A 24,461-nucleotide genomic window follows, 5' to 3' on the forward strand; every position below is an offset into this window, starting at 1 on the left:
AATTATACTACTACCCTTTATTTGACACAATAGCCTTTGTTATACAATTAATTACCATTTTTTATGCTATTTCACCATTCCTTCTATTCTTACCCAAATGTCCAGTGGTTATACTTTGTCAAAAAATAAAAGGCTTTCCTGAAAGCCTTTATCACATTCCTAACCATTTTTCCAATATACTGTAAAGCTGGTTAATATCAAAGGGCTTGGATATATAATCATCCATTCCTGCTTCAATACATTTATCTCTATCTTCCCGCATTGCATAGGCAGTAACAGCTATAATGGGAATATGCCTATTTTTAAACTCTTGCCTAATCATGTCCGTAACCTTATATCCATTCATTCCATGCATCTGTATATCCATGAGAATCAGATCTATATTATTGCTTCTCAATACTTCTATTGCTTCTTTTCCACTATATGATGAGATTAATCTGTATCCCTTCCGACTCAATACTCCTTGCATTACTTCCTGATCAACAATATTATCATCAACATACAATATGGTTTTTACATTGCCAGCATTATCTTCCTTATTATGCATACAGGTACAACGAGAATGATTTGATGCATTAGATGGCGTATCAACATAGGTTTTCATATTGCATTCAAAGTAAAAAGAACTTCCTTCTCCTTCCTTGCTTTCATAATCTATGTCTCCACCCATTTCTAAAGCCAGCTTTTTTGCTATTGACAAACCTAAACCAACACCTATATACTTCTTTTCAGTAGATAAATCTCCTTGGAAAAACTTTTCAAAAATCTTGTCTTTCAACTCATCATTTATGCCAATCCCCGAATCTTTAACTATGAATTTGACTTTCTGATATGCATCATCATGGGATATTAACTCTACTCTCAAAATGATATACCCCTTGTCTGTATATTTTACAGCATTGTTAGTCAGATTTGTGAGGACCTGCTTCAACCTCAGCTCATCACCAATAACCTTAGTGTTAATCCTCGGATCAAAGTAGAAACCTACTTCCAGTCCCTTTGAGCTTCCTTGCAATAAAAGGTTATTATAAATATTTTTAGTAGTCTTAAACAAATCAAAGGGTTTATTGTCCAGTTGAATCTTACCGGCTTCAATTTTTGAAATATCCAATATGTCGTTTATTATGGCTACCAATAAATCAGCAGATTCTTTCATTCTATTGATGTATCTTTTTTGCTCTTCGTTAAGTGATGTCAGTTCAAGTAATTGCATCATACCTATGATACCATTTATAGGCGTTCTTATCTCATGACTCATGTTTGCCAAAAATATTGATTTTGCTTGATTTGCGTAATCTGCTTCCTTCTTTAATTGCTCTAATTGCTTGCATTTTTCTTTACACTTTTCCTCTATAAGTTTCCTATCTGTAATATCTTCATTCGTCCCTATCATTCTAATGGGCTTACCATCATCTGACCACTGTACAACTCTTCCTTTTGTCCTCATCCATTTGTATTCGCCGTTTTTGCATTTTATACGATATTCTGCTATAAAGTCTTTGTTTTCATATATCATATGGCATTTTTTCGTGACATGAGGCAAATCCTCATGGTGAAGCAACTCCATCCACGATTCACATGAGTTATCTATGTCACATTCTTCATATCCAAGAATCTTTATCCAATCATTATGATGCTTAATTTCATTCGTTATAATGTTGAATTCCCATATCCCAAATTGCCCGCTTTCGAGAGCAATTCTTGCTATTTTCTCATATTCAGCAAGTTTTTTGCACAATTCTATTTTCTTTGATATATCCTTATAAATTACTATGGCACCAATGAATTTTTCGTCCGAATCATATACAGGAGATACGGATATGGCAACTTGGATGCTCCTGCCTTCTTTAGAAACTCTTACAGTTTCAAAGTCTTTAACAACAGCACCTTTTTTCACCACATCTATTTGAGCTAGCATTTCATTCTTCCTATTCTCAGGTATAAGTATACTTATGTTTTCTCCAATTATTTCCTCTTCAGTATATCCGAATTTTTCTTGTGCCCCTTTGCTCCATAAATATATTTCAAAATTCTTCGTCAAGCCTACAATTGCATCATCAAAAACATCTAGGGATATGGATGGCATTTTATCATGCTTATTTATCTTTTCTTTACTTGAAAAATTCTTTAGTTTCCAAACAGAACTATCTTTATCATCATGATTCATATATCTCCCTCCCTTTCGTATATTACTATCCTACTTGTCAAACAACTTATCTTTATGTAGTCTGTCTATATCTATCTTTTGTTAACAGTTCTTCAAAACAAATCCTGCCAATATGCGGTATCAGCCTGTCATTGTGACAGGCTGATACCGCATATTCCCATTTACATTATAAGACTCATAATGCAGTAATTCAACATATCAGTTGGAATAACTGCATATCAAAAATCAATTAGCTACATATTCTTGCCCGTCCTCATATCAGGCTCCATAATACTCTATAGTCATTAAAAACCTATATAAGCAAAAGAGATATTGAACTAAATTATTCCAATATCTCTTCCACAATATTGCTATTTAAAAAGCTTCTTCTTGTAGTATCCATCAGCTGTATATATAGGTGCAAGAGGGTTGTGTCCAGTTACTCGATCTTTAACTGCAAGGATGGTTGTAGGCCTTTCTAGGTATTTGAGCACCAGGCTATCGTGTCCTACACAAAGCCCTAGCAATATATTAAAATCAGTTTTCTGCTCATTCATAAGAAGTGCCTGTCCTATAGGATTGCACATGGTTTCTTTTGCACAACCTGATACTGTATCTTCATCCTTTACTCCCATATAGCTCTTTGGAACATCTCCATTCTTACATATCGCCGAAATCACCTCAAAGCCGTTATGTGTCAATATCTTGTCAACTACCTTGGCTTCGTTGAAAAGGCCAAGGCAAAATATAAGTCCAATTTTTTTGTAACCAGCCTTGTCCATGAACAGCAATATCTCTTCCATACGGGTTAGACGGCCATAACCTTCTGCCTCAACAAGTGCCGCATTATAGGCAATCTTGTGATTCTCTTCATCTTTATAGAGCTCCATTGCCTTTCTTTGAATATCTTCATTTTTACTTGGACAATCCTTCATAGTCTTCGTCAAGTCATGAATTTTACATCCATGCAAAGTACATTCTGCACATCTATACATAATATCCTCCTATACTGAAACAGATCCAACAAACCGCTGTATTCTTGGGTTCATGCTATTAAATATTTCTTCTGGGGTTCCTTCTTGAACAATAAGTCCATCTTCCATAAAAACTATACGGTCTGACACCTCTTTGGCAAACCTCATCTCATGGGTTACAATCAAAAGCGTCATTGTATGCTTAGAAGCCAAGGCTCTTATAACCTCCAACACTTCATTTACCAGCTCTGGATCAAGAGATGACGTAGGCTCATCAAACAGCATAACTTCAGGATTTACTGCCATAGCACGTCCTATCCCTACACGCTGTTGCTGCCCTCCTGACATATGTGCTGGGTATACATCCCTTTTATCTTTAAGTCCTATTGATGTCAAAATCTCCATAGCTTTATCCTCTGCCTCTTTAAGGTTCATGCCCTGGCACATAATCATCGGCTCCATAATATTCTGAAGAGCTGTTTTATTCTTAAACAGATTATAATTTTGAAATACCATTGCAGTCTTTCTTCTTAATGCAGAAACCTTTTTATATCTGTTATGGCCACTCTTAAGGATTACATCTCCTATAGTAATTGTACCTTCTGTAGGTTTTTCAAGATAGTTGATGCATCTCAGCAGCGTGGATTTTCCTGCTCCGGAAGGACCAATTATAGATACTACCTGTCCTTTTTCAACAGTTAAATCAATTCCCTTCAATACCTGTAGAGAATCAAAGCTTTTCTTTAAACCTTCTATCTTCAACATAACACTACCTCTTTATTCTATCCTTCAATAGGCTTTGTTCATATACTTCTCCAATCTGGACTGTAAATAGGAAATTAAAGAAAGTATTATCCAATATATAATCAACACTGCCATATATCCCTCCAGATAACGGAAAGATACATTAGTCTCATTCTTGCAATAAGCTATCATATCCTTCAGGCCCACAATAAAGCATAGAGAAGTCGATTTGAACAAATTTGCAAAGCTGTTCATCATGCCCGGTATAGCTACTCTTACAGCTTGTGGAATAATAATACGATATATAGTCTGCCAAGTGCTAAGTCCTATAGATAATCCTGCTTCAAACTGACCTTTATCAACAGACATTATGGCTCCTCTTATATCCTCACTCATATAAGCTGCAAAGCTCAAAGAAAGTACTATTATTGTGGCCCAAAAGCTTGACATATTCCTTACTATTCTTGATACCTGAGCAATGCCATAATAAAAAACAAACAACTGTGCAATGAATGGAGTGCTCCTAAAAAATGATACGAACACAATGGAAAGTTGCTTAAGCACCGGTATATTATAATAGCGGAAGGCAGCAATTATAAAGCCTATAATAACCGAAAACACCAAAGATACTCCTGCCACCTCCACAGTTGTAGGAAATCCGCTTAGAATAATAGGAAACATGGAAAAGAAGTATTCAATATCAAAATTCATGGCATATCCCCTTAATAATAAGTTATATTAGAGCAAAGTGCCTCTCCAAAGAGGGCACTTGCTAAAAACGCTTATTTATTCTTACTAAAGTATTCCTTTGCCGCATCGGTTTCCATAACATCATAGTCGAACCACTTTTCACTAAGTTTTTTATGAGTTCCATCTTTAATCATTTCATTTAAGGCTCCGTTTACCAGCTTTAGCAGCTCAGCACCACGTTCTGTACGTGCAAAGGGGTAACCGTTTACCTCAGTATAAATAGGATGTTCAGTATCAACAGCCTTCAAATCCCAGTCAGGATTCTTTTCCAGCAGGTAAGGTATAAGCAGATATGCATAAGGCATTGCATCTACACGGCCAAGTACAATCTCTTGTGGAATTGAGGCAAAGGATTCATATGTAGTTTTCTTTACCTTGTTATCAGGATCTAGCGCAGCCACAAACTCATTCATTGCACTTCCATCAGCAAGACCTATAGTCTTTCCTTCCATATCATCCCAACATGTTATTTCGTTGTTATCTCCTCTAACCATCAAACAGTAGGGACTGAAGAAATATGGGTCAGTGAAATCATATTTCTCCTTACGGGCAGGTGTTATACTTATCTGTTTTGCTACCGTATCCACACGTCCTGTTTCCAAATCTCCAAAGGCGGTAGCCACATCCTCCTGTACGAATTTTACATTGTAGCCTATGCGTTTAGCAATTTCATTCCACATATCTATCTCAAAACCTGACCAAGTCTTTGTTGATTCATCATACACTGTAAATCCAAGATAATCTCCAGAAGTGGCAACTATAATAGTCTTGTCCTCATTTGAGCTTTGTGATATTGTGCCTTTTTCTCCTGTTTTACCGCATCCAGTTAATACTGATGAAATGATTACAGCACAGAGAAATATTGCAATAACCTTTTTCATAATAATGCCTCCATTTCATTATCTTTTATATTTTTCCAGTGTTCTGGGCACTAAGTAATATTATATATACAACAAAAAAAATGTTGAAATAGTTATTTTAAATTTGTCCAATATGTATTATAGACAAACTCTATAAGTCCCATGACCCATAAAACCATATTTCTACACAAAACATGTTTTTTTGACATTATATAGTACTGAACATCCAATTATTATGTTAAAATAGAAAAAAAGAAATAGGGGTGAATGCTTATGTTACAAATTGCATTCTGCGATGACAATATAGACGAGCTGTCCAATATAGTGCAGCTCATAAATCAATACAGAACATCAAAAAACTTGGATTGCGAATATGCTATTTTTCAAAACGGGTTTGATTTAGTTTCCACACTGGAAAAAGGGAAACATTTTGATATATATTGCCTTGATATTATTATGCCTGGTTTTACAGGTATCGATGTTGCAAAGGAAATACGTACCTATGACAAAACTGCTCCGATTCTGTTCTTTACCTCATCGCCTGAGTTTGCTTTGGAAAGCTATTCAGTAAAAGCTATTAACTATGTGCTAAAACCTATATCGAAGGAAAAATTGTTTATCACCTTTGATGATATTTTAGAACGTATAGAAGTAGAAAAGAATAATGATTCCATTATAGCAAAGAGTAATGAGGGAATTCAAAGAATACTGCTCTCCAATCTGGTCTTTGTAGAAGCTATGGGCAGAAATGTCTTGTATCACATGATTTCCGGCAGGATAGTGGAATGTACAGAAAACTTCTCCTCTGTCTGGGACAATCTCATGAAATTTGGCCATTTTATCAAAACCCACCGTTCCTACATTGTTAATATGCAGTACGTAGATATCATTGAAAACCATCGGATAACCTTACAGAATGGAGAAACAGTTCCTGTTGCTCATGTAAAATGTCGAGAAATTAAGCAACAGTATTTGGCTTATCAGATGGAGGAAGAATAGGCGAATGAATGGAGATGTTTATAAATGATTGAAACTGTAATTGGACTAGTAAGATTTGGATTTTCTCTGGTCTTTGGCGTAATGGTATCAGTTCTCTTAGCAGGTATAGAATCCACACGAAAAAATAGGTTCATAATTGCCTCCATATGCTTATTTTTTCTTTTTATTCAGTTAATTAGCTGGTGGACTCTTGGCTTGGATTTAACATCAAAACTGTATCCCATTATAGTTCATGTCCCCATGATAATGATTTTATCCTTATATTATAAGTTTCCATGGCACATATCCGTCATCAGCATACTTACCGCTTATCTATGCTGCCAAGTACCTCGCTGGATCGGCTTCCTTGCGGGAGCAGCCTTAAGGAGCAAAATTGCAGATCATATTTTCTATATAGTTGCTGTCTTCGTGTCCTTTTATCTCTTCAAAAGGTACGTGGTATCATCAATACGGCAACTTATGCTTAAATCTCCAAAATCCTGCCTGTTATTAGGCGGTGTCCCACTTTTTTATTATATTTTTGATTATGTGACCACTATTTATACCGATGTGCTATACAGCGGAGCAAGATGGGCGGTACAATTCATGCCTTCAACAATATCTGTCTTCTATTTCATATTTGTCATTTTATATTACATAGAGACTGAAAAACAGGCAAACTATCAAAGAGAAAGAGGTATGCTAGACATACAACTTAGACAGGCACAAACAGAGCTTGAATCATTGCGGAAAATTCAAGAAAATGCAGCCGCCTATAGACATGATATGCGCCACCATTTTGCCCTTATACAAGGTTTAACATCCAAGGGACTTATAAATGAAATCAGTCATTATCTGAAAACTGTTCAATCTGACATAGATGCTATCACACCTGTACGCTATTGTGAAAACGAAACCGTAAATCTGATTATATCCTCCTTCGCCACCAAATCAGAACAGGAGAAAATCACATTTACCATAGATGTGAAGCTGCCTGATTTGCTGACTTTCAGTGATACCGAACTTTGCTCACTGCTGTCAAACGCTTTGGAAAATGCCATACATAGCTGCCGAAAAATATCCAACATCAATAAACGTTATATCAATCTACGTATGTACTCAAAAAATAACAAGCTTTGCATTGACATACGCAATAGTTGTGAAACAGAACCCACATTTCACCAGGGCCTTCCTGTATCAAAAGAAAAAGGGCATGGCTACGGCACCAAAAGTATGGCTCATATTGTGGAAAAGCATGGCGGAGTATTCCAGTTTATGGTGAAGGATGGGTGGTTCATATTTCAAGCCACCGCATAATTCAAAATCCCACAAACATATATGTTTGTGGGATTTCATATTTTGCATGAAAAATACTTTTATAATGAAATGTGGTGCAGAATGCTAAATTATTATGCTAAAATAAGGTGAAAGAAACATTGGAATGCTTATGTTACGGACTGTAGTCTGTGACAACAATATTGACAAGCTGTACATCATAGTACAGCTAATGGACCATTATAAAACATCGAAAATTTCTAAATGCAAATATGTTATTTTTCATAAATCATCAGGAGGAATATTCAAATGATAGAAACTATAATTGAGTTCTCCCGTTATTTTGCCGCTATGTTGTTCGCCATGTCGGTTGCAGCCAGCTTCGTAGGAATGCCTTTTACGCGAAAAAACCGTCTGGTAATGTGGAGCTATATAATCCTTGTATTTATTATTCAGGTAACATGCTTGTTCAGTTTTGGCATGGACATTACATGGAAGATATACCCTCTTATCGCTCATGTTCCCATAGCCGCTTTTATCGCCATATATCTAAAGCGTTCATTGCTCATTTCCATAACTACTATGTTCGCTGCTTTTTTGTGCTGTCAACCGCCCCGTTGGATTGGCAGTTTAGCAAGTGCTGTCACCGGCAACGTGTCCCTGAACCATTTGGGCTATATCATATCTGTAATTTTCATGTACCATATCCTTCGAAAATATGTGGCAAAATCCGTACAGCATCTTATGGAACGCTCCACTAAATCCTGTCTCATATTTGGTGCTGTTCCTGCTTTTTACTATTTAGTGGACTATTCCACTACTGTTTATACGGATTTTCTATACAGCGGAACTCGGGTGGCAGTTCAGTTTATGCCTTTTATTATATCTGCCTTTTATTTTATTTTTGTAATTTCTTACTATGGTGAAATACAGAAACAGACAAAAGTGGAAAGAGAACGGGACATGCTGGTTACTCAGTTTAGACAGGCACAGATAGAACTTGAATCCTTACGTCAGATTCAGGAGAATGCTGCTGCCTATAGACACGATATGCGACACAATCTTGCTCTATTGCAGGGGCTGGCATCCAAAGGTCTCATAAATGAGATCAATGAATATCTGAAGACTGTTCAGTCTGATATAGACGCCATCACTCCCATACGCTATTGCGAAAACGAAACTGTAAATCTGATCATATCCTCTTTCGCTGCCAAGGCGAAACAATCACAAATCATGCTGACGGTAAATGCAAATCTTACTGAATTGCTGAAATTGAGTGATACAGAAATATGCTCCCTATTGTCAAATGCTTTGGAAAACGCCATACATGCCTGCCAAAACATAGCCGATAAAAGCAAACGTTTTATCAATCTTCGTTTATTTTACAAAAATAATAAGCTCTGCATAGATATACGCAACAGCTATGAGACAGAGCCTATATTCCATGAAGGTCTTCCTGTATCAACAGAACAGGGTCATGGTTACGGCACCAAAAGCATGGCTCATATTGTGGAAAAGCATGGAGGTGTGTTCCAGTTTTCCGTCAAGGATGGCTGCTTTATATTTCAGGCCACCGCATAATATAAAGTCCCCCAAACACATATGTATGGGGGATTTTTTACCACACTATTTCACACTGTCCACTTCCTTTAGATATGTGGCGTAGAAGTCTTTCACCTTTTCATATCGTATAGCATTGCCTAACTTGTTCCCATTCTCATCAATATATTGAACCTGGTAGCATTCCGGACCATCTTCGTCCCAGTCATCATCTTCGTATCTGACATTAGTTCCGCCATTAAGGGAATACTGCCCCCATAGAACCACAAATTTGTTATTGCTTATCTTTAACAGCTGTGGTGTCGTTGCAATTTTCGATGTGCCAATGTATTTGGCGATTGTGACATTCTTCGCTACAGCTCCATTGCTGAAGTTGCGCGGTACAATACAAACTACAATATCACGCTGATTAAGGCTTCTATGATTACTTGGAACCATAGAAGCATTTGAGGCAGCATTTGAGTTTCCCTTTCCCCATTTTGCTGAGGATTGATTGATTGTGGCTATTGCAGTCAGATAGTTATTTTTAGACACCTCAAGACCACCTGCTGTTACACCTGTATAATTTGCACCTGCGGGTCCCAGGATTTCAAACATTGTAGCTTTTATATAGGATGACCCTGAAGCTTTCTGTAAAACAACAGAACGAGGAGAGCCATCTCCAAGGTCCAGGAACACAGGTACATTGCCGTCAAATCGCACATATGTGTCAAAGGAATGGCTTACATGGTTAGCCGGAGATAAGGAACTAACATAGGTTACCTTCATTGTATCCGTGTTCACGAATATATCCAGGTTACTCTGGTGATTCAGCCCGTCACTGGACTTGTACCGAGTACGTGCTGTATGCAATATAAGCTGGTTTCCGCTTTCTGCAAAGTGTGCCGTATGATTCAACGGTTTAATTGCTTTTGTTTGCCCGCCTGTTATAGATACACTGGAAATACGGTTGAACTCTTTGTCATATTTGACAATACGAATACTCTCTTTACTGTCGTTTTCTTCAGTGTTGTCCTGACCAAAGGCAATATAGTTATATTCTTTGCCGCTGTATATTCCACCGAATATTGGCAACTCATACTTTATTGGCTTTTCACCCAAGTAGCTGTTCTCTGCGGAGTATTTCCTTATTGTCACGTATTCACCGTCGGCGTAGGCTTCCAAATAGGTACCTCTTTCATTTCTTGACAAAATGGAGCTCTTAACAGTAGTTCCCCAGTTAGTAAAATTATTTCTGAATTCTGGCAGTTCAAGATTATAATCAATTCTGGTTGTGATAGTTGGACGCTTGGTTTCATTAGCAAATTCCAACTTATCATAGTAGCCGTACCCATCATCCTCCGGCTTTTCTACTTTGGATGCAGGAGCCTCTTTTCCTTCCTTATAGTCAAACCACCACTTGGGGATTGTATTTTGATCAACTGAGGTAGATATGATAAACCTGCAATCTCTCAAATAGGCATCACCATTACGAGTATTGTGGAGGGTTATCTGGCTATCCTGGGTTTCATTGCAGTATCCCCATGTTCTGATGACATATTTGTGGTTTGAATCAACCACAAGAGCAAAGGTTCTGTATCCTCCTTCATTATAGGCATCCAGGAACCATTTGCAGGGGGTATCGCTGATAACAATCGGAGCCGACGGGTCTGTTACCTTGCCTTTGTATGAAAGATAACCCCCATTAGCTGCATGAATATAATATCTGTCATCTCCAAGATGCTCAAAGTAGAAGGGCTCGTTAAACCTTCTTGAAGGGCTGACGGTTTTGTCACCATTAATACGAAACTTTCCATCATCGTGTGAAATTATATATGCCCAACCTGACTTTATTTTGCCGCTGGTCATATTCTTGTCGCTGGGCACAAATGGCCAGGCTCCAGATGCGGCTTTAGGATCAATCACGTGTATTGCATAGCCTCCTACCTGAGCCCCATTATACCGAAGTTCTATTGACAGTGTTTCATTTGCTTCCTTTAATGAAGATCCTTTTTTCAACTCCATATTCCTTAAGGTAAAAAAAGTGATTTTATTGGTAATATCAGTTTCTTTGCCATTGTCAATAAGCACTGCAACTAGTCCAGTAGGGTCAAAAGCCTCGCCAACCTTATAATTTATTTTCGCGGGCAATGACTTAATCGTTACATAGCTTGTGACTCTGCTCCCTTTTATCTGCTCAGGCTTTATCATGCCGGATTTTATAGCCATGTCAAGCCATTCATCAAGGCTCATATCTGGTGAAGCTGTCACTGTCAGCGGGGTAATGGCTATCAATGATAATGCCATAACCACCGCCAGTACCAGGGATAAAGTTATATTAGCTATTTGCCTGAAACTCTTTTTACTGTACAAGTTTTTATTTTTTCCATGGATTCTCCCTCCTTATTCTATCTGTGCAGGGTTATCCCATCCTGTATAAGGAACGCCTGGTTTAATGACGGCCTTGCCTGCTTTGTCGTCCCAATATACGTTAAACTGTGAAGCTGTACCCCTAAGCTTAAATGCAAACTCACGAAGCTGAATGTAGTTGGTATCTCCGCCAATGAGCCAAGCATCCTCAAAGGTAAAGACTTCTCCGTTCATCTTAAATTTTGTGCTGCTTTGTCTGACATCGGTTGTGTTTTGAAGCTTGATTTCAGGCACTGTTCCACTGTATGGCTTTCCTGGTTCTATTACAGCATATTGCCCATCCCAACCCACATCGAACTGTGATGCGGTACCATTTAACAAGGCTGCGATGGCGCGAAGCTGCAAGTAGTTGGCTCCGTTTATGGTGTAGGCCGCAGCTACTGATACTGGCTTACCGTCAATCAGAAAGCTTGTGCTGCTGGGAGTAGCAACCACAGGTTTAGCAGACTTTGCAGGTACCACAGGTTTGGAGGTCTCTGTGCTTGCAGCTGGTGGTGTTGCTTCTTTTATAACTGTGAAAGCATTGCCATTATTAATTGCATATGTTTCAGCCGCTGAGCCTGCAACGCCGTAAATCCTAACACTTTGAGGAAAAGCACCTTCTTGAATTACCTTAACGCTGCTGGGAATAGTCACTTCTTTCAGTCTTTCACAATCCAAAAATGCATATGCTTCAATGGTCTTTACGCTATTGGGAATATTTATGCTGGACAAACTAGAGCACTCAATAAAGGCCTGATTCTCAATGGTGGTCACACTATTGGGAATAGTTATGTTTGTCAAGCTTTTGCAGCCATAAAAAGCATCAGCTTTAATGATGGTCACGCTATCGGGAATGGTTATGCCGGTCAGGTTTTCGCAAAACGCAAATGTATTATAGTCAATGCTGGTCACACTATTTGGTATGGTCACACTCCTCAAGCTCTTACATTCTGTAAAGGTACCGACTCCAGTGCTCTTCATGCTATTGGAAAGGGTTGCCTCCCTCAAGTTTTCACAGCCATTAAAAACCGAACTACCAATATTGGTAACACTGTTAGGTATGATTATGCTGGTCAAGCTTTTGCAGCCATTAAAGGCATCATCACCAATGGTTTTAACGCTATTGGGTATGATCAGGTTGGTCAGACCTTCGCATTCACGAAAGGCATTTGCTTCAATGGTAGTCACACTATTTGGTATGGTAATGCTTGTTAGTCTTTCACAATCATAAAACGCATCATAGGGAATAGTGGTAAGGCTATTGGGAATAATTACTCTTCTGAGGCTTTTGCATCCGCTGAAGACATGGCGCCCCATGCTCTTCACACTATTTGGAATATTTATTTCACTTAGGCTTTCACAATCAGAAAAAGCCGCAAAACCAATACTGGTGACGCTGTTGGGTATATTTATGCTGGTCAGATTTGGGCAGCTCAAAAATGCTTGATCTTCAATGATTTTTACGCTATTTGGAATGGTTACACTCATAATAAATTCGTTACCACTAAACGCTCTTTTACCAATGCTTGTTACATTATCAGGAATAACTACATTATAACTAAAGCCTTTGTATTTTTTCAGCACACCCTTTTCAATTTCGAAATCACTATCTTCCGCTGACACCGTCACTGACAGCATAACCATCATCATGGACAGAATTATCAGGATACTGATAAGCCGCTTTTTCATATATTTCTTCCTCCTCAGTTACTTTGCTTTGTATCTTTACACTATCACAAATTTCAAGAAAGAACTGTTCTTTGAATGAAATTGGCCTTTTTTGACATGAAATATGATCTTGTGAAAAAAAGTTTACGCCGCTGGCTTTTATGGCCAGCGGCATATTTTATAAACCATATCAGTTAGCTTTAATGAACTTGACCTTTCCATGTTCAGGTGCCGATCCTGTGTATTTCCAAACAGTTACTTTTGTTCCATTATCACTTTTTGCACCACTGGCGTTGACAAGCAGCTTTTGGTTGCCATAATCCCGGATGGTACAGAAATTAGAATATTTGTTGATTCTCCAAGCATGGGTAATGGCGGCTGATCGCAACTGATCTCCATTCTGTGAGGATGGCTGTCCGATACTGCGTCCCTCATATTCAATGGAGTACATGGGTCCACGTTCTTTATTATAGTTGATGAGCATTACAGTAAAGGGCTTATCTGGTTTCTTGTCGGAAAGCTCCAGCCATAAGATACCGCCTCCAGGGACAGGATAGACATACTTACCTAAAATTTGCATATAATAGTCACCGTCTTGCAAAATATCGCTGTCACTAACCGCAGCAATATTAATATTAAAGTCAGCAACAGTTTTACCGTTATACTGAACATCAACGCTTTTAATACCGGAGCCTGTCAAGGCTTCCCCTTGAGTCACTGCTTTATTTGATATATAAAATTTAAGCTTTGAATTGTCAACAACACTACGGACCCCATCCTCATCCTGGTAATGCGCAATCAGGCCGGTTATATCGAAGGACTCACCCTGCTTATATAATACTTTATCAGGATTAGCAACAAGGAAGTATTTTGGTGTTTTTTTATCTAGTACAGGTTTGACATAGGCTGTGGTGGGCAGCTTGCCTCCTATTTTTAATCTGGAGGCATTGATGGAACCTACCTTGCCGTCCTTGACCACCAGAGTGTAGGTGCTGCTGTCTTCGGCACTATTAAAGACAGTTTTTCCATCAGGTCCCAGATAATCGTTATTAGTGTTGTAGAACAAACCACGTCCCAAGGGCTTCATAACCAAATAAGCACCAGTGACTTGTTTGCCCGTATCCATATCAAAGAGGGCATTCAAGCTATTGCCCACATTAATATGCATCGTACCATAAATAGAACCATGGCCATCGGAACTAAAACCTAAATTAGTATTAATCCAGCCGGACATGACACATGGGGTAGTGATTTTTTTGATGTTGAAGTTATATATACCATATTTGCCGGTAGCGTCATCTTGTATATTCATATAGCCTTCATTAGCCCACTGAATGCTGCGATAGCTGCAGGGCAGAAGCAGCTGTCCCGATATATCAACTAGGCCCACTTTGCCGTCTTTCTTCACTATGGCATAGGGATTTTTTTTGTCCACCCAGGCAGAATAATCTATTTCATCATACTCAAAGGGAAGTATGATGCTGCCGTCTACTTTCACAAGTCCCCATTTATTGTCCTTTTTCACCCAAAGAGTGTCCTTTGCGCTTACATCAGTAGCACCGTTGCCTTTCAGGTTTTCATGGGTGTAGGTTTTGCCTGTTCTTACTGAAATAATGCCTTTAATAGATGTTATCTTTCCATCATCATCAGCATCACCTAATATTACATAACCATAATCACCGATGTTATAGAGGGCTCGACTTTCCGTTCCTGGAATCTTCGTCCCATCTGTCTTATAGATGAAATTACCCATGTTTGTATTAAATACCTTGTTCTCGGAATCATAAGATAAAAATTCATTGTTAAGGGGGATAATCACCTTATTGTTGAAGTTTATAACCCCTAATCTGGCTGCAGATTCTCTGAAGCCATCATAGCCGCAGTTATATGTTAACGCAAGGGACAGTTCAGGAATAAGCTTTATTTGTGCACCAGGTGGATACCAACCCAGTACGGAGGCTCCCCATATACCTCCATGATATTGGGCAGGTACAAGAACTCCTTTTTGTCCAACTATTCCAGACTCCAGGTGAGAGTAGTAGATAACATCATAACCACCTGCATCTGCAATCATGCGCAGCCTTTTTGTAGAAAGCTCATCATAAACTAAGTAAGGCCCCGCCTGGGGATACGGCCTGCCTATTGAAGGAGTTATATTAAATGGGTAGGCTTGAGGAAGTACTTCCTTACCGTTTTTATCTATAATTTGGACATAAAACAAAGATGCATCTCTGTTATGAACTTCAAATTGATTTTCCTGTGTAACTTTTACCACCTTCCCTGTAGGCACCATTGCATACCCTTTGATGAAATCAAAAAACACAGGATTACGTCCCTCATCGATGTCTTCCATATCAAATACCTCTAAGTAATTGCCTTCGGCTGATCCTAGATATTCGTAATCTTCAGGGATTAGGTATTTATCTGGTGCTACAATCTCTTTGCCCAGCTCCAGATTCCAATAACCAAGATAGGTCTTTCCGTTTACCTTCTTTGATATACGGCAAACTCCTTCCGATGGCAGCCCTACTGCATCATAGTTGCAGGGAATAACTTCCTTGCCTGTAGTGTCAAGCAGTCCCATTTTTCCATTGCGTATTGCCTGAACATATCCATCAACGAATATGGTCTCAGTACTTTCATATTCAAAGTCGCCTGTTGGGTAATATTTTCTGCCCATCTGTGAATTCCAGCGCCAGTAATGAGCAGCTATCTCGTCATATATTGGCTCTACTGCCCAGTTTCCATATATGTCAACAAGTCCATACTTGTCGCCCACGGCTACCTTGCGGAGTCCTGAATCAAACATAGCTTTAAGAGTCTTTTGATACTCGGCTGTAGTTCCCAGCCATGTGACATCGCTGTCATAATAATTTCCATTCCCTGATGGGGCTGCTAATACCGCTGTGGGCAGTATGGACAGCATCATGCATAGGATGAGCAGAATGCTAATTAGCCGCTTTTTCATGATATGTCCCTCCTATTGAAATTTTGCCTGTTCAGCATAAAAATATATTATGTTCAATCTAGCATATATCTGCATTAAAAACCGCTTTATGCATGAAATGGGCTTTTTTTGACATGAAATGCTGGCGGAAGAAACTGTTGATGTTGCAGCATGTCTTCTATTCATCAAGAAAGGATATAAATTGCTGATTATGTTTTTTACAAGTAAATATTGATATTTTTTATATAATTATAAAGATAAATAAAAACGCCAGAGGTATTTTCTCTGACGCTTTGAACTCTTCCAAGTTGAAAAAATGATAGTCCCATAATTATTCATATAATATAAATAGCCTCATTTTTTCTTGTTAATAAAGGAAAATTTCTCAGGTCCATTTTAATTTTTAGAAGTATTTTTCACTGATATTATATTCTTTTATTTTATTATACAATGTTTGCCTTCTTATATCCAAAATTTGAGCTGCTTTCGTCTTGCTTCCGTTAACCTTCCTCAAGGTGTCCGCTATAATTAGCTTCTCATAGTCTTTTAAGGTCATTTCAGTTTTTCCCCTACTCTGGAGAAAGTTCAATTCATTTCTCATGTCAAGAGGAAGGTGGTCTTTGGTTAAAATCTGTTCTTCCTTATTTGCAATAATAACTGATCTTTCAATTACATTTTTTAATTCCCTCACATTGCCTTTCCACTGATAGTTCAACAACATTAACATAGCTTCAAAATCAATGAAACTTAGCTTCTTTTCGTATTCCTTTGAGAACTCTCTAAGAAAATACATGGCTAATGCCTTAATATCTTCTTTTCTTTCTCTTAATGGAGGTATGTTTATTTTTATTACATTTAATCTATAGTACAAATCTTCTCTGAAATTACCCTTCTCTAATTCTTTAGCCAGGTCCTTGTTTGTGGCTGCAATTATTCTTACATCCACATTTATGCTGTTTGAAGAGCCCAATCTTTCAAATTGCTTTTCTTGCAAAACCCTCAAGAATTTAACTTGCATATCTAATGATAATTCGGCAAGTTCATCTAAAAATATTGTACCTCCTTGTGCTTGCTCAAACTTACCTATCTTTTTATAGCTTGCGCCTGTAAATGAACCCTTTTCATGGCCGAAAAGCTCATCTTCAATGAGTGTTTCCGGTATTGCCGCGCAATTTATTACTACAAATCTATTGTCCTTTCTGTTGCTTTTATTGTGAATCATTTTAGCTATTACTTCTTTTCCCACACCGCTTTCGCCTAATAAAAGAACGGTTGCATTGGTTTTTGCAATTTTATCAACCAAAGAAACAATTGACTTCATGGTTTCACTTTCATAAATAACTCCGTCTGAAAAATTGCAATTGTTCATGTATGTAAAGTATTGCTCCCTATTTTCTATTGCACTTTTAATGGAGGCTCTTAAATCTTCAATTGGAAGAGAAAGATTAAAACAGTCAAAGGCTCCTGATTTCACAAGAAATACAGAATCTCTCACATTTATATAATCTGAGATGAAAATTATAGCTATGGAAGAATCTATGCTTTTCGCTTCCTTTATCAAATGAGCGGACATGGTTCTATCAGCAAAATCTGAAATAATAACATGAACAACATGGCTTTTTAAGTATGCTATGGCTTGATTAACATTTTTAACTACTTTTACCTTATAACCGAAGGTTTGAAGTAAGTCTTTTAAATTTATTTTTTTATAGTTATCATTGTCTATAATTAGTATCATATGATTACTAATATTCATTATTAAATATCCCCTTAATAATAACTATAACTTATTTTCTTTTTATATGCACACCGGGGAGTTCTCCAGTATGCTCACCGTTTTCTACAACAACTACCCCATTAACAATAACATCTTTTATTCCTACAGGATATTGATGGGGCTTTGTATAAGTGGATTCATCTATTATGGTATCTTTATTAAATATTGTTATATCTGCTTTATAACCAACTGCCAAATAGCCTCTATCCTTTAAATTCATCTTTATAGCAGGAAGTAGAGTCATTTTATAGATTGCCTCTTCAATATCAACAATTTTTTTCTGTCTTACATATCTTCCCAAAATTCTTGGAAAGGTACCATAGTATCTAGGATGAACAGCAACGTCCTTATAGTCGCCATATGGAGATACAGCAAGCCCGTCTGTAGAATATATGGCCATTGATTGCTTCATTACTTCAATTAAATCCGACTCTGTCATAGCAGAAAAAATTATTTTAATCACTCCGCCTTCATCTATAAGCAGGTCAATGACAACATCATGCGGCGGTAAATTCAAGTATTCAGAAATTTGCTCGATATTCATCCCTTCAAATTTTTTGTTAGACTCCTTTTTCATTGAAACGATTCTAATTCTGTCCCAAGATGAGCCTAGCATAGGATTACCCCAATTGCTGTTTCTGTCAAGCATATCCGCTACTACCTTTTCCCGTATATTGTCCTTTTTTAGAGATTCCACTATCTTTTCAGGGCTTAACTCTCTAATCCATGGCGGAAGGACATCTGTTAAAACGCTTTCATATGATATGTAGGGATATACATCATAGTCCACATTTAATCCGGAATTTTTAGCCTTATTTATAATACTGATGGCTTCCTTAACTTTTCCCCAGTTTTGCGGATGAGCTGCCTTCAAGTGGGATATTTGAAGCTTAACTCCCGACTTTTTGCTGATTTCAATAGCCTCTAGAATAGAATTAAACAAGTAATTGCCTTCCTCTCTCATATGTATAGAGCATATTCCGTCATATTTTTTTACAACCTTTGCCATTTCTATCAATTCGTCTATTGACGCAAGAGAATCAGGACTGTTGTCAAGGCCCAAAGACATGCCATGTATCCCATTTATCAATTCATCTTCCAGAAGCTGTTTCATCCTATTCATTTCGTCATTGGTCGGTCTTCTTTTTTCAAAGCCCATGACGGCAACTCTTATGGTTCCATAACCAACCAATGATGCAATATTTACAGAAGTTTTTCTACTGCTTAAAATGTCAATAAATTCATATTGTGTTTTCCAATTCCAATAATTAGGTTCATTGGTGTTTTGAACATATGACTTGGTGTATTGTTTTAAATCTGATAAGTGTTCAATGTTGACAGGACCTAAAGATCTGCCGCCTTGTCCCACAATTTCAGTTGTTATACCTTGTCTTATTTTGCTTTCTGCTTTAGGGTTCGCATATAGGGAAAAGTCAGAGTGGGAATCAATATCAATAAAACCAGGACATACTATGTGGTTTTTTGCGTCTATAACTTTTAAGGCAGGATCATTTATGCATTGAGATATTTCACTTATATATCCGTTTTTAATACCTATGTCAGCAAAATAAGATTTTGTCCCTGAACCATCCAATATTTCTCCATTTTTTATAACAATATCATACATAACATATCCCCTATCGTAAGTCGCTTTAATCGCTTTTATTGTAGCAAAATGCGGTTATAATTTCAACGTTGCTTGCAAATTGCTCCATCACGTCATAAGTAAAAAAATTAGACAAATTCAAATAATAACAAAAATCAAAATGTCCATTTTTTTGACATCATTAATAACCAATCATCAATAAACATTCTGCTTTAACCAAATTGAATATAAATAAATTTATGATTTTCATAAGTCAAAAATTTTGACAGATTCAGTGAATTACAAATATTTGAATGTCTATTTTTTTGACATTTTATTAATAATTCATCTTTAAACACTTCGGTTTAATCAAATAAATATAAAAAGATTTGTGATTTTCAAAGTCTTTTATTACACGATAAAATTTTTGAAATAAAGTTAAGATTTTGGCATTATCTTTGCAATTTTTTTATGGAAGAAAAACAATATATCAATATTTTTTAATAGTTGGAAGGTGAAAGTATGGACTTAAACAGCATTATGAAAGAAATCGTTATTATTGACGGTCACACAGACATTCCAAGGGACGTATATTTACGCGAATCAAAAGGAGAAAAGGATGTCTTTATGAGCAAGCATTATAAAGAATTAAGAGATGCCGGCGTGAACATTGTATTTGCAAATATTTTTACTAAGACATTTCCGGAGGCGGCTTTAAAGGAAGCATTGCTGCAAATTGAAAAAGCATTGAAAGTTACAAAAGAAAATGAAGATGTGATTTTAATAAAAAGCAAAAAAGATTTAGATGATGTTCTTACCAACAATAAGCTAGGCTTGGTTCTTTCATTGGAAGGATTTGAGCCCTTAGGGAATTCGCCGGAATTGTTAAACATTTTTTATGAGCTTGGCATTCGTGCCGGAATGCTCACATGGAATTATACAAATGCTTTTGCTTCAGGTGCTGACGTCATGAATGGACAACTTAGCGAAAAGGGTATTTCAGCAATAAACATCATGAATTCATTGGGAATATTGATTGATGTTTCCCATCTAAATGAACAAGGTTTCTGGGATATTGTAAAGCATAACAAAAATAAACCAATCATAGCATCACATTCAAATGCCAGAGCCCTGTTTAACCACAGCAGAAACTTAACAGATGAACAAATAAAGGCAATTGCCGAAAGCGGTGGAGTTGTCGGAGCCGTAAGTTATTTTTCAAAAGTTGATGAAAATGATTTGAACAAAATCCGCACAGATGACGACAACACTGAAACTATTCATGATTACATAAAGCATATTGAATACCTGGTTAATCTTGTGGGTTATGACCATGTTTCATTTGGTTTTGACTTCAACATGTACTTAGGCGACTTTGGCGTAGCCGGACTGGAGAATGCAAGTAAAATAAAGGATGTAATACAGCTTCTGTTAGAAAGAAACCACAAGCTGGAGGATGTAAAAAAGATTGCCGGCGGTAACTTAATAAGAGTGCTGTATGACATTCTTGAATAAAATTATAAGCCCTTGAATGAAGAAAGGAGGTTATTTTGACAATAAACTTTATCTTTAAACACATTAATAAATAGATAGGAGGAGGAAAGAAAATGGCTGAAAATGCACTAAAAAAGAAAAAATCAAAAGAAAAGAAACCCATTAAAACCATTAACACATATGTACTTTTAAGCTGTATAATAATTATTGTTTCAATTCTTACATATATTATACCTGCCGGTGAGTTTGACAGAGTTGAAGATGCAAACGGAAGAATGCTTGCAGATCCGGATTCTTTCCATTATATTGAACGCAATCCTGCAACTATATTTAGTGTGTTTAAGGCAATACCGCAGGGAATGAGCGAAAGTGCAAAAATAATATTCTTCATTTTCATAATTTCCGGAGCCGTTCAAATTGTAAATGCAACGGGTGCCATAAATGCGGGCCTTGTTAGATTAACAACAAAGTTTAAAGGTAAGGAAAAATATTTAATACCCATATTCATGATATTCTTCTCATTTACAGGTGCATTCTTAGGATTTTGCGAAGAAAACATCGTTTTCATTCCAATTGCTGTTAGTGTAGCAAAATATCTTGGATATGATGCCATTGTCGGAATTTGCATTTCATATTTGTCCGCAGAGGTTGGCTATTTTGCAGGCATGATGAATCCTTTCAACGTTGGTATTGCTCAAGGAATTGCAGGCTTGCCAATGTTCTCAGGAATTGGATTCAGATTTGGAATATGGGCTGTGTTTATGACTGTAACAGCCATATATGTTATGCGATATGCAGAAAAAGTTAAGAAAAACCCCGAATTAAGTTTAGTAGCTGATATTAAACATGATGACGATAAATTTGTTGATTTATCCAAGTTAGATGTGACCTTTACATGGCGCCATAAATTAATTTATTTAGTTTTCTTAGTTGCCATAGCATCAATTATGTATGGAGCCTTTAAATTAGGTTGGTATGTTGAGGATATTGCAGCAGTATTTTTAATGGTTGGAATAGCCTCGGGTATAATCGGAAAATTATCATTTACACAGATTGCCGAAGAATTTGTGGCCGGTGCTAAGAGTATAACCTTTGGCGCTCTAATGGTCGGTCTTGCTAAGGCTATATTCTTAATTATGTCTAACTCTAAAATTTTGGATACTATAATTAATTCATCCGTTGGATTGCTTGGAATAATTCCCTCATCTTTTGCCATAATCGGATTGTTTATGATTCAATGGTTTATAAATATCGCCATTACATCATCAACAGGCTTGGCAGCAATTGCAATGCCAATATTGATTCCTATAGCTGACATGCTGAATATAAATCGTCAGGTGACTGTTGTTGCATTCCAGCTAGGTGACGGTATAAACGGAAGTATATTGCCTACTTCCGGAGTATTGCTCGCAGTTTGTTCCATAGCAGGGGTTCCATATGACAGATGGTTTAAATTTATGTGGAAACTGACGCTTACCTTTACGATAATGGCATGCATTACTTTAGCCATTGCTAATTCAATTCCTCTTGGGCCATTCTAAAGTTTCATATTATGGGGCTGTCTTAAATATATAGATATTTAAGGCAGCCCTTTTTTATAATATGAAGATAGTATAAAGAGCATTAGATTTTATCACACGAGCAGGAGAAGTTAAAGCCAATTATTACGAATATGGAGCTGAATTTGTAATAAACTAAAGTGATAAAATAGAATTGATAAGTAAATTGAATCAACAAAAAAAGAAGAATGTCCTATGAGCCATCGAACCGTCAAAAAGCTATGGATGGCTCATTTTTCATATTATATTGTAATATCTATATATTTATCATAAAATGAAAAATAGATATTATAATTAAAGCCTGAAAAGCTTTGCCTAATACAATATGGTGCCAATAGAAGGTGATTTATTTATGAAGTTAATGGGGGATCTATTCAACAACAGAGGTTACATCGATGGCATTACTATAATTGATTTAAAGGGTGAAATATTATTTACGGCGAAATTTAATAATAAGTTGAATTGTGATAATTGTGAGAACTATGAAATTGTTGGCAAGAATTTTTTTGATGTATATGAAAATCTCAATAGAGATAACAGCACAATATATAAAGCCATGGAGTTAGGAGTGCCTATATACATCGATAGTCAGATTCTTAAATCTGCAGGAAGAAAAGAAATAAAAATTTCTTCTTTGTCAATACCTATAAAATCCGGCAAAAAGATTGTCGGTGCTATAGATTTATCCATAAGTGAAGAAGATGAAACAAATGATGATTATATTGAGATAAGCAGTGAAACCTTTGAGAAGAATAATGTAGATAAATTATCCAATGTAGGTAATCGTGCAAAATATGTGTCTGATAATATTATTACCAACAACAAAAAGATGCTTGAGCTTAAGGATTATATAAAAATTGCTGCCGGTTGTGATTTACCGGTGTTAATCTATGGAGAGACAGGCACTGGAAAAGAGCTTTTCGCTCATGCCATTCATAATGAAAGTAAAAGGAAAAATAAGCCATTTATTGCTCAGAATTGTGCTGCCATACCGGAGAATCTGCTGGAAAGCATCCTTTTCGGAACTTCAAAGGGTGCTTTTACTGGAGCCGTTGATAATGTAGGTCTTTTAGAGTTGGCTAATGGCGGAACGATTTTCCTTGATGAGATAAATTCTATGCCGCTGCATTTACAGTCTAAGATGCTAAGAGTATTGCAAGATGGTTCTTTCAGAAGCATAGGATCTAAAGAGTTAAAAACTGTAGATGTTAAAATAATCACTTCCATAAATGAGGAACCACTGAAGGCCATAGCAGAAGGCAGATTAAGAAAAGACGTCTACTATAGGCTTAATGTTCTAAATATTAATATTCCGCCTCTTCGGGAAAGAAAAGATGATATTCTTCTTCTTGTTAATTTTTATATTTCCAGATATAATAAGATTTTTAACAAAAATGTTAAATATATTTCAACAGACTTATGTGAAAGACTGCAACAATATGATTGGCCGGGAAATGTGCGTGAGTTAGAAAATATAATAGCATATGGCGTAAGCGTTGTTGATAAATCAAAAATAAAGCTTGAATTTTCAGATATAAAACAAAGATTTGATGAACTAATCAAAATGAACGGTAATGATGAAGTAAATATTGAGTCTTTGAACGATATGGTTGAAAATTATGAGAAAAGCTTAATAAAAAAGGTATTAATGCAAACAGACAACAATGTGACTAAAGCTTCAAAAATTCTTAAAATACCAAGGCAGACACTGCAAAGGAAAGCAAAGCAATATAATTTAATATGACATATTTAT

The 24,461-nt window shown here is 36.8% G+C and carries 17 protein-coding genes; 6 read left to right on the top strand and 11 right to left on the bottom strand.

Going from position 1 to position 24,461, the window contains the following annotated elements; translation table 11 throughout:
- Positions 1-151: 151 nt before the first annotated feature.
- The 5 genes from BUB48_RS06425 to BUB48_RS06445 form a co-directional block, all read right to left on the bottom strand.
- Complete coding sequence (locus BUB48_RS06425) at positions 152-2,167, bottom strand: response regulator (protein WP_073025421.1); 2,016 nt, start codon at positions 2,165-2,167, stop codon at positions 152-154.
- Positions 2,168-2,517: 350 nt separating this feature from the next.
- Positions 2,518-3,141: a DUF1847 domain-containing protein gene (locus tag BUB48_RS06430; RefSeq protein ID WP_073025422.1), complete on the bottom strand. Its 624-nt coding sequence runs from the start codon at positions 3,139-3,141 to the stop codon at positions 2,518-2,520.
- A 9-nt stretch (positions 3,142-3,150) separates the two neighbouring features.
- Positions 3,151-3,885 (bottom strand): amino acid ABC transporter ATP-binding protein, encoded by a 735-nt coding sequence (locus tag BUB48_RS06435; RefSeq protein ID WP_073025423.1) that lies wholly within the window; start codon positions 3,883-3,885, stop codon positions 3,151-3,153.
- Positions 3,886-3,909: 24 nt separating this feature from the next.
- A complete protein-coding gene (locus tag BUB48_RS06440; protein ID WP_073025424.1) occupies positions 3,910-4,575 on the bottom strand; it encodes an amino acid ABC transporter permease in 666 nt (221 codons plus the stop codon).
- 71 nt (positions 4,576-4,646) lie between these two features.
- Positions 4,647-5,495, bottom strand: coding sequence for a transporter substrate-binding domain-containing protein (locus BUB48_RS06445; RefSeq protein WP_073025425.1), 849 nt, complete (start codon positions 5,493-5,495; stop codon positions 4,647-4,649).
- Positions 5,496-5,747: 252 nt separating this feature from the next.
- Between BUB48_RS06445 and BUB48_RS06450 the strand changes: the two genes are divergently transcribed.
- The 3 genes from BUB48_RS06450 (at position 5,748) to BUB48_RS06460 (ending at position 9,308) form a co-directional block, all read left to right on the top strand.
- On the top strand, positions 5,748-6,473 hold the full coding sequence (locus tag BUB48_RS06450; protein ID WP_073025426.1) for a LytR/AlgR family response regulator transcription factor: 726 nt from the start codon (positions 5,748-5,750) through the stop codon (positions 6,471-6,473).
- Positions 6,474-6,497: 24 nt separating this feature from the next.
- Positions 6,498-7,769, top strand: coding sequence for a sensor histidine kinase (locus BUB48_RS06455; protein ID WP_073025427.1), 1,272 nt, complete (start codon positions 6,498-6,500; stop codon positions 7,767-7,769).
- Between the two features lie 267 nt (positions 7,770-8,036).
- Positions 8,037-9,308: a sensor histidine kinase gene (locus BUB48_RS06460; protein ID WP_073025428.1), complete on the top strand. Its 1,272-nt coding sequence runs from the start codon at positions 8,037-8,039 to the stop codon at positions 9,306-9,308.
- Between the two features lie 45 nt (positions 9,309-9,353).
- Here BUB48_RS06460 and BUB48_RS06465 read toward each other — a convergent pair whose 3' ends face one another.
- The 6 genes from BUB48_RS06465 to BUB48_RS06485 form a co-directional block, all read right to left on the bottom strand.
- Positions 9,354-11,573, bottom strand: coding sequence for a hypothetical protein (locus BUB48_RS06465; protein WP_139249935.1), 2,220 nt, complete (start codon positions 11,571-11,573; stop codon positions 9,354-9,356).
- A 96-nt stretch (positions 11,574-11,669) separates the two neighbouring features.
- A complete protein-coding gene (locus tag BUB48_RS06470; RefSeq protein WP_073025430.1) occupies positions 11,670-13,367 on the bottom strand; it encodes a leucine-rich repeat domain-containing protein in 1,698 nt (565 codons plus the stop codon).
- On the bottom strand, positions 13,285-13,521 hold the full coding sequence (locus tag BUB48_RS18045) for a hypothetical protein (protein ID WP_175548376.1): 237 nt from the start codon (positions 13,519-13,521) through the stop codon (positions 13,285-13,287). The genes BUB48_RS06470 and BUB48_RS18045 overlap by 83 nt, the downstream gene beginning before the upstream one ends.
- A gap of 15 nt (positions 13,522-13,536) precedes the next feature.
- Positions 13,537-16,314, bottom strand: a complete 2,778-nt coding sequence (locus BUB48_RS06475) for a WG repeat-containing protein (protein WP_073025431.1) — start codon at positions 16,312-16,314, stop codon at positions 13,537-13,539.
- A 382-nt stretch (positions 16,315-16,696) separates the two neighbouring features.
- The gene (locus tag BUB48_RS06480) at positions 16,697-18,049 is read right to left on the bottom strand and encodes a sigma-54-dependent transcriptional regulator (RefSeq protein ID WP_084524402.1); all 1,353 of its coding nucleotides are present in this window, start codon (positions 18,047-18,049) and stop codon (positions 16,697-16,699) included.
- 31 nt (positions 18,050-18,080) lie between these two features.
- Positions 18,081-19,697, bottom strand: coding sequence for an N-acyl-D-amino-acid deacylase family protein (locus tag BUB48_RS06485; RefSeq protein WP_073025432.1), 1,617 nt, complete (start codon positions 19,695-19,697; stop codon positions 18,081-18,083).
- A 480-nt stretch (positions 19,698-20,177) separates the two neighbouring features.
- Between BUB48_RS06485 and BUB48_RS06490 the strand changes: the two genes are divergently transcribed.
- The 3 genes from BUB48_RS06490 (at position 20,178) to BUB48_RS06500 (ending at position 24,452) form a co-directional block, all read left to right on the top strand.
- A complete protein-coding gene (locus tag BUB48_RS06490; protein WP_084524403.1) occupies positions 20,178-21,170 on the top strand; it encodes a dipeptidase in 993 nt (330 codons plus the stop codon).
- A gap of 92 nt (positions 21,171-21,262) precedes the next feature.
- Positions 21,263-22,690 (top strand): YfcC family protein, encoded by a 1,428-nt coding sequence (locus BUB48_RS06495; protein WP_073025433.1) that lies wholly within the window; start codon positions 21,263-21,265, stop codon positions 22,688-22,690.
- A gap of 370 nt (positions 22,691-23,060) precedes the next feature.
- Positions 23,061-24,452 (top strand): sigma-54 interaction domain-containing protein, encoded by a 1,392-nt coding sequence (locus tag BUB48_RS06500; RefSeq protein ID WP_073025434.1) that lies wholly within the window; start codon positions 23,061-23,063, stop codon positions 24,450-24,452.
- The last annotated feature ends 9 nt before the right edge of the window (positions 24,453-24,461 follow it).

The sequence above is a fragment of the Lutispora thermophila DSM 19022 genome (assembly GCF_900142105.1).
In the GTDB taxonomy this organism is placed as follows: domain Bacteria; phylum Bacillota; class Clostridia; order Lutisporales; family Lutisporaceae; genus Lutispora; species Lutispora thermophila.

Coding starts and splice junctions, on each gene's coding strand:
- BUB48_RS06500 (WP_073025434.1), top strand. CDS start 23,061: ATGAAGTTAATGGGGGATCTATTCAACAACAGAGGTTACATCGATGGC.
- BUB48_RS18045 (WP_175548376.1), bottom strand. CDS start 13,521: ATGCCGCTGGCCATAAAAGCCAGCGGCGTAAACTTTTTTTCACAAGAT.
- BUB48_RS06475 (WP_073025431.1), bottom strand. CDS start 16,314: ATGAAAAAGCGGCTAATTAGCATTCTGCTCATCCTATGCATGATGCTG.
- BUB48_RS06455 (WP_073025427.1), top strand. CDS start 6,498: ATGATTGAAACTGTAATTGGACTAGTAAGATTTGGATTTTCTCTGGTC.
- BUB48_RS06440 (WP_073025424.1), bottom strand. CDS start 4,575: ATGAATTTTGATATTGAATACTTCTTTTCCATGTTTCCTATTATTCTA.
- BUB48_RS06430 (WP_073025422.1), bottom strand. CDS start 3,141: ATGTATAGATGTGCAGAATGTACTTTGCATGGATGTAAAATTCATGAC.
- BUB48_RS06435 (WP_073025423.1), bottom strand. CDS start 3,885: ATGTTGAAGATAGAAGGTTTAAAGAAAAGCTTTGATTCTCTACAGGTA.
- BUB48_RS06490 (WP_084524403.1), top strand. CDS start 20,178: ATGGACTTAAACAGCATTATGAAAGAAATCGTTATTATTGACGGTCAC.
- BUB48_RS06485 (WP_073025432.1), bottom strand. CDS start 19,697: ATGTATGATATTGTTATAAAAAATGGAGAAATATTGGATGGTTCAGGG.
- BUB48_RS06495 (WP_073025433.1), top strand. CDS start 21,263: ATGGCTGAAAATGCACTAAAAAAGAAAAAATCAAAAGAAAAGAAACCC.
- BUB48_RS06465 (WP_139249935.1), bottom strand. CDS start 11,573: ATGGCATTATCATTGATAGCCATTACCCCGCTGACAGTGACAGCTTCA.
- BUB48_RS06470 (WP_073025430.1), bottom strand. CDS start 13,367: ATGAAAAAGCGGCTTATCAGTATCCTGATAATTCTGTCCATGATGATG.
- BUB48_RS06460 (WP_073025428.1), top strand. CDS start 8,037: ATGATAGAAACTATAATTGAGTTCTCCCGTTATTTTGCCGCTATGTTG.
- BUB48_RS06425 (WP_073025421.1), bottom strand. CDS start 2,167: ATGAATCATGATGATAAAGATAGTTCTGTTTGGAAACTAAAGAATTTT.
- BUB48_RS06480 (WP_084524402.1), bottom strand. CDS start 18,049: ATGAATATTAGTAATCATATGATACTAATTATAGACAATGATAACTAT.
- BUB48_RS06450 (WP_073025426.1), top strand. CDS start 5,748: ATGTTACAAATTGCATTCTGCGATGACAATATAGACGAGCTGTCCAAT.
- BUB48_RS06445 (WP_073025425.1), bottom strand. CDS start 5,495: ATGAAAAAGGTTATTGCAATATTTCTCTGTGCTGTAATCATTTCATCA.